Source organism: Anabaena azotica FACHB-119 (genome assembly GCF_014697625.1).
GTDB classification, from domain to species: Bacteria; Cyanobacteriota; Cyanobacteriia; order Cyanobacteriales; family Nostocaceae; genus Trichormus; species Trichormus azoticus_A.
Window position 1 is genome coordinate 34949 of sequence record NZ_JACJSG010000028.1, and the last position, 12109, is coordinate 47057.

General features: G+C 39.1%; 7 protein-coding genes and 1 pseudogene. 6 read left to right on the forward strand and 2 right to left on the reverse strand.

All coding sequences use genetic code 11. The annotated features are described in order from the left end of the window. Window positions 1-40 precede the first annotated feature (40 nt). The 3 genes from H6G83_RS19930 (at window position 41) to H6G83_RS19940 (ending at window position 6863) form a co-directional block, all read left to right on the forward strand. Window positions 41-4279, forward strand: coding sequence for a PAS domain S-box protein (locus H6G83_RS19930; protein ID WP_190475494.1), 4239 nt, complete (start codon window positions 41-43; stop codon window positions 4277-4279). A gap of 13 nt (window positions 4280-4292) precedes the next feature. Next, window positions 4293-5504, forward strand: a complete 1212-nt coding sequence (locus H6G83_RS19935) for an EAL domain-containing response regulator (protein ID WP_190475496.1) — start codon at window positions 4293-4295, stop codon at window positions 5502-5504. Window positions 5505-5714: 210 nt separating this feature from the next. Next, entirely contained in the window at window positions 5715-6863 is a 1149-nt protein-coding gene (locus H6G83_RS19940) for a hybrid sensor histidine kinase/response regulator (RefSeq protein ID WP_190475498.1), read from the forward strand. A 169-nt stretch (window positions 6864-7032) separates the two neighbouring features. Here the strand turns inward: H6G83_RS19940 and H6G83_RS19945 are convergent, their stop codons facing one another. Further along, complete coding sequence (locus H6G83_RS19945) at window positions 7033-8436, reverse strand: amidase (protein ID WP_190475500.1); 1404 nt, start codon at window positions 8434-8436, stop codon at window positions 7033-7035. A 360-nt stretch (window positions 8437-8796) separates the two neighbouring features. Between H6G83_RS19945 and H6G83_RS19950 the strand changes: the two genes are divergently transcribed. Together H6G83_RS19950 and H6G83_RS19955 are read left to right on the forward strand one after the other, a co-directional pair. Next, entirely contained in the window at window positions 8797-10290 is a 1494-nt protein-coding gene (locus H6G83_RS19950) for a hypothetical protein (protein ID WP_190475504.1), read from the forward strand. A gap of 499 nt (window positions 10291-10789) precedes the next feature. Beyond that, window positions 10790-11200, forward strand: coding sequence for a hypothetical protein (locus H6G83_RS19955; protein ID WP_190475506.1), 411 nt, complete (start codon window positions 10790-10792; stop codon window positions 11198-11200). Window positions 11201-11393: 193 nt separating this feature from the next. On the opposite strand, the pseudogene H6G83_RS19960 reads toward H6G83_RS19955, so the two are convergent. Then, a pseudogene (locus H6G83_RS19960) lies at window positions 11394-11699 on the reverse strand (glutathione S-transferase C-terminal domain-containing protein); the annotation flags it as partial. Window positions 11700-11857: 158 nt separating this feature from the next. Between H6G83_RS19960 and H6G83_RS19965 the strand changes: the two are divergent. Continuing rightward, window positions 11858-12100, forward strand: coding sequence for a hypothetical protein (locus H6G83_RS19965; protein ID WP_313936557.1), 243 nt, complete (start codon window positions 11858-11860; stop codon window positions 12098-12100). Window positions 12101-12109: the final 9 nt, after the last annotated feature.

The following is a 12109-nucleotide window of genomic DNA, read 5'->3' on the forward strand; positions in this document are numbered from 1 at the left end:
AGCTAACATGATTTTTGGATACTAGCCATTGTAATGCTCTATGCAATTTCTCCCTCGCCATCTCTGGCTACGATACTTAGAGTCAGTTATTGACAATTCGCCATTGACGGTTGAGCCGGAAACACCTTTGTCAGATGCAATTTCACAAATGGCTAGTCGAGGTGTTGATATTGTTGTAGTTGCCAATTCCCAAGTATTAGGGTATTTGTCAGCCACAGATGTGGTGAAGCTAGTAGCTTTGGGTGTTGATTTACAAAATACTCGGATTTGTGAAGTTATAAATACTGGACAGAGCTTTTTCCAGCTTTGGCAGTTTGAAGATGTGGCTAGCATGATGTCCATGCTACGTGAAAATCAATCAAGTTGCTTGTTATTAGTTGATGAACAAGCGCAGTTGCTGGGAATAATTACTTCTGAAAGTATTTATCAAGCGCTGGAAGCTGTAACTGAGTTGAATAATCAAGAACAATTACAAATTTCACAAGCACCTCTAAAGTTATTGAAATCAGCAGTAGTTAAGACCGACGATGCTATTTCAACCAGTGAAAAAAGTCTTGGGAACATAGCTGATACCAGACCTGTATTAACTTGGGTGTCTGGCAAAGATACTTTATGTAACTTTTTTAACAAAAGTTGGTTAGAATTTACAGGTAGCTCTTTAGAACAAGAGATAGGTAAAAGTTGGACAGAACGTGTGCATCCAGAAGATTTACAAACTTTTTTAAATATTTATTTATCAGCCTTTCATACCCGTGAGTATTTTTCTGTAGAATATCGGCTACGGCGATTTGACGGAAAATACAGTTGGGTTTTAAATGCTGGTGTTCCCAAGTTTACTTCTGGTGGAAGTTTTGAGGGTTATATTAATTCTTGTATAGATATTAATGAATACAAGCAGGCTTTTACAGCATTGCAGGAGAGTACCACAAAGTTAAAGTTGGCATTGGAGGTAACGCAGACAATTTATTGGGAGCGAAATCTGAATAATGATCAGTTAGCTCTACTCAATTGTGTTGATGGAGGAGGAGCAACCAGATATGTAACTCATAATGAAGCTATCAATTGTATCCATGCAGATGACAGAGAAAAATTTGAGATGGCTGTTCAAGAAGCGATCGCTCGTTGTGGTTCCCTAGAAGTAGAGCATCGACTGCTAGCCCCTGGACAACCATCTGAGTATAAATGGTTTCTCTCCAGAGGTAAAGTCATCACAGACACAACAGGTAAACCCACTCGGATGATTGGCGTTTCGATGGATATTACCGAACTTGTGCAAGCAAGAGCAGCAGTGCAACAAGCTAACCAAGAGTACAAAACTCAAGAGTGTTTTCAATTTTTAGCAGAATCTCTTCCGCAACAGGTTTGGATAGCTCGACCGGACGGCTACATTGAATATGTTAACCAACGCACCCTAGAATACTATGGTTGTGAACCAGAAGCCTTGCTAGGTTGGCAATGGCAGCAATGGATACATCCTGATGATTCTTGCCCTTACATGGAGGCTTGGCTGCATAGTGTAGCTACTGGTGACCCTTTTGAGGTCGAATTTCGCTCCTTGAGGGCAGATCATAGCTATCGCTGGCATCTAGGACTTGCTGAAGCTCGGCGCGATCAACAAGGTAATATTATTAATTGGTTTGGGACTAATACTGATATTGACGATCGCCAACGTCCAGAACTAGCTTTAAGAGATAGTGAAGCAAGATTCCGCAACTTAGTAGAAGCTAGTAGTGATTGGCTGTGGGAAGTTGATGAGAACGCTGTTTATACTTACGTCAACCCTAAAGTTAAAGATATTTTAGGTTACGAACCAGAAGAAATATTGGGTAAAACTCCCTTTGAAATGATGACACCAAAAGAGGCGGAGCGTGTCATGAATATTTATGCCCCTATTGCTGCGGCACAACAGCCATACAATTGCTGGGAAAACACCAGTGTTCACAAACAAGGTCATTTAGTAGTTCTCGAAACCAGTGGCGTACCAGTTTTTGATGCAGCCGGTAAATTTTGTGGTTATCGAGGAATAGATCGAGATATCACTGTCAAGAAGCAAGTAGAAAACAATTTATATCAAACTCAACAGCAATTACAAACTATTTTGAATAACTGCCCGGCGATAATTTATGTTATAGACCTCCAAGATAGATTTATTTTAATTAATCAACGGTATGAACGTCTACTTAATCTCACTCAAGCAGAAATTATCGGCAAGAGTATATACGATACTTGGCCTGATTATTTTGCCCGTGCATTTGCCCTAAATAATCGGCAAGTGCTGAACAGTGGTATTGCCATAGAAGTTGAAGAAATTGTTCCCCAAGAAGATGGCTTACATACCTATTTCAGTATTAAGTTTCCTTTGCAAGATCACAATGGTGTCACCTATGCCATTTGTGGTATCTCTACAGATATTACAGAGCGCAAGCTAGCAGAAAATTCGCTTTTACGCTTTCACAAAGCTATGGAAAGCACAAGTGACGCTATCATCTTTAGTGATATTCTTGATAAAAGTATTTATATTAACCCAGCATTTGAACAATTATACGGTTATAGTCTAGAGGAATTACAAGCGCATGGGGGGGTAAGGACAGTTTTTCAACAGCCTCTAGAACGTCAAACAATATTAGATACTGTGATGAAAGGTAACTCTTGGCGGGGTGAAGTGACAATGCGATCGCGCGATGGTCGCCAATTAAAAGTTGATATGCGGTCTGATGCCCTGAAAGATAGTCTTGGTAAGATTACGGGGATAGTATGTATCCATACGGATGTTACTCAGCATCAGCAGAGAGAAGAGGGTTTACGGCTACGCGATCGGGCGATCGATGCTAGCAGTAATGGCATCATTATTGCCGATGCTACCACTCCCAACGGACCGATTATCTATGTCAACCCAGCCTTTGAACGCATGACCGGCTACTCGTCAGCAGAAGTCATAGGACAAAACTTTCGCATCTTCCAAAGCGCGGATATCGATCAACCAGGATTACGGGAACTCAGCGCCGCCATGCAGGCAGGCAAAGCTTGCACTGTGGTTCTGCGTAACTATCGTAAAGATGGTAGCCTGTTGTGGAATGAGTTCAATATCTCCCCCGTTTATGATCATACTGGTCAACTTACCCACTATATCAGCATCCAAACAGATATTACAGAACGCAAACAAGCTGAAACAGCACTACTTGTTAGTCAACAGCGACTGCAATATTTACTAACTTCTAGCCCTGCCGTGATTTATACCAGTCAAACTTTTGGTGAGTTTGGCACAATATTTATTAGCGACAACGTTACCGCTATGACTGGCTACGAAGCACGGGAATTTACAGAAGACCCTAGCTTTTGGGTGAGTCATATCCATCCAGAAGACGTTGCATCAGTTTTTCACAAACTAGCTCATGTCTGGGAACGGAAAAATTATAAGTTAGAATATCGCTTTTTACACAAGGATGGAAAGTATCATTGGATATATGACCAAGGCCGAGTTGTACAGGATGACATTAATAATCCCATAGAACGAGTTGGTTACTTAATAGATATTACAGAGCGCAAACAATTAGAAGATTACTTAAAAGTAGCGCTAGAAAAAGAGAAAGAATTAAGTGAATTGAAGTCTCGGTTTGTCTCTATGACTTCCCACGAATTTCGCACGCCGTTGAGTACAATTCTGTCTTCTTCTGAGTTATTAGAACATTATCGCCACAAATGGACAGAAGAAAAACAACTCACTCACCTCCATCGAATTCAAACTGCGGTGAAGCGAATGACGGAAATGTTAAATGACATTTTGATCATTGGTAAGGCAGAAGCAGGAAGACTAGAGTTTGTACCTAAATCATTTGATATTGTAGCATATTGCCGAACTTTAGTAGAGGAAGTGCAATTAAACCGGACTAATCATCAAGTTTATTTTCTGAGCGAACATGAATATATGTCATGTTACATGGATGACAAACTTTTAGGGCATATTCTCAGCAACTTAATTTCTAATGCAATTAAATATTCTCCAGTTTCTAGTCGTGTTTTAGTTAAATTTTATTGTCAAGATGAACGTGCAGTATTTGAAGTTCAAGATTGGGGTATTGGCATTCCACCAGAAGACATTACTCACTTATTTGAGTCATTTTATCGAGCCAAGAATGTGGGCAATATATTAGGTACAGGTTTAGGATTGGCAATAGTCAAAAAATGTGTGGATATTTGTCAAGGTGAAATATTCGTTTCTAGTAAACTAGGTGTTGGTACAGTATTTACGGTAAATCTTCCTTTAAACTCTCAAATATAAAACGAGGTTAATAATGATTAAAATTTTAGTAATTGAAGATGAAGATTCAGTTAGAGAGAACATTTTAGACTTGCTGCAAGCAGAGGATTTCGATACTGTGTCTGCTGCTAATGGGCGAATTGGCATAGATTTAGCAATGGCAGAATTTCCTGATTTAGTCTTGTGCGATATGATGATGCCGGAAGTTGATGGTTACGGAGTTTTGTCAGCATTACGCCAAGAACCCTTAACGGCTACCATTCCTTTTATTTTTCTCACAGCAAAATCTGCCAAAGCCGATTTCCGCCAAGGTATGGATATGGGCGCAGATGACTATCTAACTAAGCCTTTTACTAGGGCGGAATTACTCAGTGCGATCATGAATCGCTTAGAAAGACAAGCTACTTTAAAAAAACACTTAATCAATCAATCTGGAGTAAAAATTTCTTCTCCAAAAACTCAGTTGGTGGAGATGAGTCTACATAGAGCGATTAAGCAACGAGATTTTCAAGAGTTTGAGGTGCAATATCAGCCTATAGTTGATATCACTTCGGGAAAAATAATTGCTGCGGAAAGTCTGTTACGTTGGCACAGTCCCGAATTAGGTTATGTTTCCCCTGCGGAGTTTATTCCCTTAGCAGAATCTAATGGTTTAATTGTACCGATTGGTCAATGGGTGATAGCGAGTGTTTGTCAGCAAGTGAAAACTTGGCATGATTCTGGTGTAGATTGCTTGACTATTTCTGTAAATTTATCAGCAATGGAGTTTAATAGACCTGATTTGATTCAAAAGATTACTCAGGCTTTAAAAGTTAATAATTTAGCCCCCCATTATCTGGAATTAGAGTTGACTGAAAGCATGATTATGCAGGATTTGAATAGTGCTATTTTTACGATGAATGAATTGCAGTCTTTGGGTGTGAGAATAGCGATTGATGATTTTGGTACAGGCTACTCTTCTTTAATTTATCTGAAGAATTTGCCAGTCAATACATTAAAAATTGATAGATATTTTATCCACAATGTGGCTAAAGATAGACAAAAATCAGCAATCACTAAAGCCTTGATTGAGATGGCACACAACATGAATATGCGCGTAATAGCTGAGGGTGTGGAAACAGAATCAGAGTTATACTTCCTGAAACAAAATAAATGTGATGCCGTGCAAGGTCTTCTCTTTAGTCGCTCATTACCAGCAGTAGAATTGGAAAATTTCCTATGGAATAACAAACATCTGCCGGTGTAAAAGATATTCAGCCTTGACAATTGATTAGATTTTCATGCCATCATTACTTACTGATGTTGGTAGAGAATATGAATTAATCGTAAAACCTTGAACAAGGCTTTTGAGACTATTCCCTGTCCTCTGCTATATTGGAAAATAGATAATTACCATCACTTTAACAAATCATCTATAACAAGTTAATATAATTAACTAATTATTGCATAAGCTAATATGAATAAAATTCTTGTGATTGAAGATGATATTAATGTGCGGCAAAATATATTAGATTTGTTAGAATGCGAAGGATTTAATATAGTTGAGGCTGATAATGGGCTTGTTGGTGTGCAATTAGCTCAAGAAGAAATTCCTGATTTGATTCTCTGTGATGTCATGATGCCGGAATTAGACGGTTATGGAGTATTAAAAACACTACGTCAGCGTCCAGAAACGGCAATTATTCCGGTAATATTTCTCACTGCTAGGTCTGACAAAACAGACTTCCGTCAAGGTATGGAAATGGGAGCAGATGATTATATAGTTAAACCTTTTACAAGGAAAGACTTATTAGCTGCGATCGCCTGTCGATTAGAAAAGAATATTACAATTAAAAATGAGAATCAAAGAAGGCTAGATAATTTACGTAATAGTATCGCTTTATCTCTGCCCCACGAAATGCGAACACCTTTAAATGGGATATTAGGATTTTCACAAATTCTTAAGGAAGAAAGTGATAGCCTTGATTCCCAAACAATTAAGGAAATGGCAGAATTTATTTATGTATCTGGTGAACGTTTATTTGAATTAATTCAAAAGTTTCTTACCTATGCAGAGTTGGAAATTATTAGAACTGATCCAGAGCAGATTGAGTTTTTACAAAGTCAAACTACTATATTTCCTAATTTAGGAATAATAGAAATTCTGAGTGATAAGGCAAAAAAGGCAGGACGAGAAGCAGATTTAGAATTAGAATTATATCCATGCCAGGTAAATATTTCTACTGCAAAACTTGCTAAGATTGTAGAAGAATTGGTTGATAATGCTTTTAAGTTTTCCCCTCAAGGTAGTCTAGTTCAAGTTAAAGGTCAGGTGATTGACAATCAATTGATTTTATCTTTCATTGATCATGGTCGAGGAATCACAGCCGCTCAAATTGCTGAATTAGGGGCTTATCAGCAATTTGAGCGGAAACTCTACGAACAGCAAGGTTCAGGGTTAGGATTGATGATTGCTAAAAGCATAACTGAAATACATGGGGGCAAGTTCAAAATTAAGAGCAAGCCACAAGAAAAAACTGTTGTGCAAGTAATGCTACCCTGTAGTCAAATAATAGAAGATAGTCGGCAAAATATTTGCTATCAAAAATCGTCGAATTGTGTTTAATTGTGATATCAAGTCCGGCTAATTACTGACGATATGCTTGCTAGGGTCGGTAATAGGTAATGGGTAATAGGTAATTGTTTTTTCCTATTCACAAACCCCACTATATGATAAATGTTTAAGCGGACATGATATTACTTATCACTACCTAGACCAAGTATTTCATAAGTAATTAATTGGAGATGGCAAAGGCTGGACGATGCCCAATCCAAGGGTTAGCGGCTTCTATTTGTGCGGCTACGCTGATTAAAGTGGCTTCGGCCGCAGGTTTGGCGATTAGCTGCACACTTATAGGTAAACCATGACTATCAAACCCTACAGGTAAGGCGATCGCAGGTTGTCCGGTAGCATTGGCGACTGGACAAGGGGCTACCCAGTTAATAATTTGTTGGAATGTATCTTCTGGACTCAAAGCCGCCCATTCTCCTACGCGGATGGGTGAGTGTAAATACACTGGCAAGACTAATATATCTATATCATCAAAAAATGCCACGATTTGCCTTGCTGCTATCTGCATTTTATAGACTGCTTGAATATACTCAGCTACAGTCCCAGTCCGGGCTAATAACCAACGATTGAGAGGCTGTAATATCTCCGGGGGAAAACCCGATGCAGTTACAGCAGATTGCCAAACGATTTGGAAAGGTTCTATCAAAGCGTTAACATCTGGGCATTTTTCTACGACTTGATGACCAAATTGTGCTAATAATTCCACTGTTTGCATTACTCCTTGCTGACAATTAGCGTCTGCTACTCCCAAAGGAGGGACACCAGTTGTAAAGGCAATTCGTAACTTAGCAGGTGGTGTTTGTGCAGCTACTAAAAATGAAGGTTCGGGATCGGGTAGCCAGTAGGGATCACCCGTAACATAACCGGACATAGAATCTAACAGCGCCGCCGCATCCGCAACAGTGCGGGCAATTGGCCCATTAGCGGCAATCCCCGCCAAGCGATCGCCTACGGGTGCTTTACTTACCCTACCCCTGGCTGGTTTAATCCCCACCAAACCACAACAAGCCGCAGGCCCGCGAATCGAACCGCCACCATCGGAACCTTGAGCGATCGCACAGAGTCCGCCTGCGACTGCGGCCGCCGCCCCACCACTAGAACCGCCTGGTGTGTAGTCTAAATTCCAAGGGTTTCTAGCTGGGGGAAATCCCGTAGGTTCTGTGTAAGGAAATGAACCTAGTTCAGAAGTTGCAGTTTTACCGAGAATAATAAATCCTGCTTGCTTGATGCGTGTCACTACCCCATCATCAAATTCTGGGATGTTGTTTAATAACGCTGGACTACCGTAGGTACAAGGGACACCAGCCATAGCGTTGAGGTCTTTGATGGAAATGGGGACACCAAAAAACGGCGGTAGTTCGGAAGTTGTGGTGAGTAATTCTGTCTTGGCTTTCGCATCGGCGATCGCTAATTCTGCTGTCACCGTAAAGTAACTTCCCAATTGGGGATTTAACCGTTGAATCCTTTCTAGATAAATTTCTACCAACTCCAACGGCGACAATTCCCTTCGCCGAATTAATTGCGCTAACTCTAGCGCTGGGGTAAAAGCTAAATCAATTTCATTCATAGGGATTAGGGACTTGGTACTGGGGTGCAAAGATGTAGGTTTAGCTTCCGGTTTGCGTAGTCTCCTGAAAGAAAGGGTGAAACATGGGGTGAATAAGCAATTACTCCTAACTAATGACTAAATCTGGACTCGTTACTTTAGCAGAGTTTCTGGGAAATATAAATCTATCGTTTCTATGATTTAACAATTAGTCAACACTAGTACAACTAGACGAAAATTAAACACTCACACCTCCCAAGCAAACATGAAAATTTCTATCATGCACCCTCCACTCAACAATATTTTCCAGACAGTCGCTCAAGTTACACAAAAAGAACAGAAAAATTTCTCTTCCCAGTCCCCAGACCCTACCTCATAGTTATGACTGATTTACAAACACTTATTAATAACTTGCCAAAAATAGTTTATGGCTTGAGACTTACTTTAGGTAATTCTCAGGAAATCATACAACAAGTTGTCCTGATTAACCATGCTCAGGAACAATTACGCCAGATTCAACAAGTGATGTCAACGGAGGCGATCGCCCAAAAAACCAGTTCTTCCACCCATAAAGCTACGGCTACACTACCCCGCGTAAATACCACAAGACGTTTATTAGTACCTAGTATTTTTCACATCGAACCAAATATTAGTGGTAACACCAAATTAATTACTGAAAAGTTTGGTAATCCTGAAATTGAGATATGTTTAGATACCTTAAAATCCAAAATTGATTACTGGATTGAATGGGGTGATTTCTTGCAGGCGATCGCCGCAGATATTTTAAGCGACAATAACCTCATCAATCAAGTAAATTTAGATACCAATTACCCCAGTTTAACAAATCAAATTGAACGTTTAAGAAAAAGTATAAATATCAAGCTAGCTTTCAGTGATTCCCGAAATTTAGACAAACAAATTCAGCAAATACTTCATATTGAAGAAGATATATCAAAAACTCAACATAGATTAGCATACGTCATCAACACTATTAAATCTAGCCAAGGTTTATTAACTATTTTTCTGGCAATTTCCTCATTTTGTGGTCAATCAGGCTTTTCTATAGAATGGTTAGATGATGCTCATGAATTAATCATCTCTAGTGAAGGTAAGTTTCAGGAATTAACCGATATCCTAAATGATTGTCAAACTTTTCAAGATAAGCTTACTACCTACTTGAGTCAATGTCAGCAATTAAAACAACAGGCACAAAAAAGTTTAAATCAAAAGAACTATAAACGTCAAAATATCAAAGAATTAACTAATAATTTATTTACATCTGGGTTAGGACGTATAACTATCTTGGCAGTTGCAACTGTAGCTATTTTGAGTCTTGGTAGTTGGACTATTAAAAACACAATTAATCAACTTCAGCAAACTGAGCAAAATATTAACCCAGAAACACAAGCACTTAATAACTTCAAATCTGCTTTAAAACTAGGGAGAGAAGCTTCTACTCTTGCACAAGATCCGCCCCATCCTCTCACAAGATGGCAACAAGCCGCAAGCAAATGGCAGCAAGCAATTAATTTCTTAAACCAAATTCCTCAAGGCACATCTGTTTCTGCCAAAGCCCAAGAAAGACTGATTCGTTATCGGCGTAATTATCAAGCCATCAATGAAAAAGTTGCCTCGGAAAGTCAAGCTTTCAACAACTTAGAATTAGCTCAAAAACTAGCTAACGAAGCTGCATTTTTTATGAAAAATGCGCCTAATTCTCTGTCAGCATGGCAACAAGCAAAAGATAAATGGGAGCAGGCAATTAAATTATTAGAAACTATTCCTAAAAATAGCTTTGTTTATCAACAAGCTCAAGCTACTTTACCAAATTACAAAACACACTATGCTGCAATTAGTGCTATAATTCAAAACTAATTTCAGTTTGTAAATTAATTGCCGTTTTATTAAATTATTTATTCAAGCAGCAAAACTCGCACAGAGTATGCGCTAACTGCGACCCGGAAAATATAGCTTCTATTAACGTGAGTTCGACAAGCGTTGTTTTGACCTCACCCCCAACCCATCTCCTGACGGAGACGCTACGCGAACGCCTTTTAGGAGCGAAAAGTCTGAGCGGAGGTTTCCTCCGATCAGAACTTTTCAAGAGAGAGGGAGGTTGGGAGGGAGAGGTTCATCGAACTCACGTTCTACTAAGTTTAGGACTTACGCAAGTGTCATAATCAAACTAACTGTAGTGGCGTGACCGGGCTAAAATGTGGCAATAGATTTGAGAAAAATTGAACGCAGATGAACGCAGATGAACGCAGATGATAGACTTTTACCTAATGCACTACTTTAGTCTTGCCACGCTACTCGATTTTTAACAGTGCTGTCCGCTTGTCTCACCTCATCAATATCTATACTATGAAATACTATGAATATCAACCGATTGCAGGAACTTAAACAAAAACTAACTCTTGAATCAGACTTGTCTAGTATCTGGTCATTTTATATGGATAATTTTGCGGATCATCCAGAATTCATTGAACTAGGTGAGCCTGCTCATAATAAATTTCTGGATACTGTCATCCACAAAACTGTAGAGCAAATGTTTGGTAAAAAAATAAAAATTACCGACTTTTTCCTGATTTATATTGCACAGTACCATTTTTTTCATGCCCCTTTCCTAGTTGAACGGCGTATTGGGGGTGTGATCTATTTTGAGGATATCAAAATTGGGTTAATTGCTGTGTCGGCAGATTATCCTCCTACAGATGAAGTTAAGTATTCACGTTTTTCTGAAATAATGCAATTGCCGTCACCTAATCGCAACGAGCTTAACTGAGAGAAGGAGTCTAAACTGCTTTTTCAACAGCAGAGTTTTGAGATACTTGATCAACAATAAATTTTTAAGCTGCATAATTCTCTGGACAAGATTTATACAACTTTGAGGTTTAACTGAACCGCATTATTAATTACAAATGAAAGTAGGGGCGTACATCTGTATGTCCCTACGTCCTTAACCAGATTGCTGTATTCTATTTTTGTGCTGCACCAACAGGAACAGGTTCACCAAGAATTTTGGCAAATCTATCTAGGTAAAAGTCTACAGGATTTGCTACTGCTTGAATTGAGGAGCGATCGCGCAATAAATTCCACCATGTCTGCAAACGCGGTGTTTCTGCTGGGAGTGTAAATTTACGGAAATGTTCTAGCAGTGGTAGACGTTCAAACCAAGGATAAAAGCTGATATCAACCAGGCTAAACTCATCGCCTAACAAATATTCACCTTTACCCAATGCTTCCTGTTCGATATATATCAGTGCTTGTGTAAACTCTTTTCGTCTAAAGTTTCCCATTCAGCATATATGGGAATAAAAAGCAATAGTTTTTGTACTTTGGTCAGGAAATCACAATCTTTAACACTAAATAGATTAAGAGAAGATTATCAAATACATCATTTTTGGTTAAAATTATACAATGTATAAACAAGCATTAATCATTGCCAAAGCCTATAGTGTCAGGAGTGTTATTGGAAAACTCAGAGCGTATTCAAGTAGGAGATAGAGTCCTGATTTTAAACCCTGCTTATGTAGCTGGAAAATATGGGGTAGTCTGTGGTCGAGAATCAAACTCAGATCGTACAGCAAAGCAACGCTGGTTAATCCAAGTAGAGGATGAGGATTTGTCGGAGATTGTAGTATCGTTGGTGTTAGGCGAGTTTACCTTAGTGAGCGACGATTGAGTAGAATGT

What these genes read in the sequence shown, in the direction of transcription:
- H6G83_RS19930 (WP_190475494.1), top strand. Translation starts at nt 41, where the DNA reads ATGCAATTTCTCCCTCGCCATCTCTGGCTACGATACTTAGAGTCAGTT.
- H6G83_RS19935 (WP_190475496.1), top strand. Translation starts at nt 4,293, where the DNA reads ATGATTAAAATTTTAGTAATTGAAGATGAAGATTCAGTTAGAGAGAAC.
- H6G83_RS19940 (WP_190475498.1), top strand. Translation starts at nt 5,715, where the DNA reads ATGAATAAAATTCTTGTGATTGAAGATGATATTAATGTGCGGCAAAAT.
- H6G83_RS19945 (WP_190475500.1), bottom strand. Translation starts at nt 8,436, where the DNA reads ATGAATGAAATTGATTTAGCTTTTACCCCAGCGCTAGAGTTAGCGCAA.
- H6G83_RS19950 (WP_190475504.1), top strand. Translation starts at nt 8,797, where the DNA reads ATGACTGATTTACAAACACTTATTAATAACTTGCCAAAAATAGTTTAT.
- H6G83_RS19955 (WP_190475506.1), top strand. Translation starts at nt 10,790, where the DNA reads ATGAATATCAACCGATTGCAGGAACTTAAACAAAAACTAACTCTTGAA.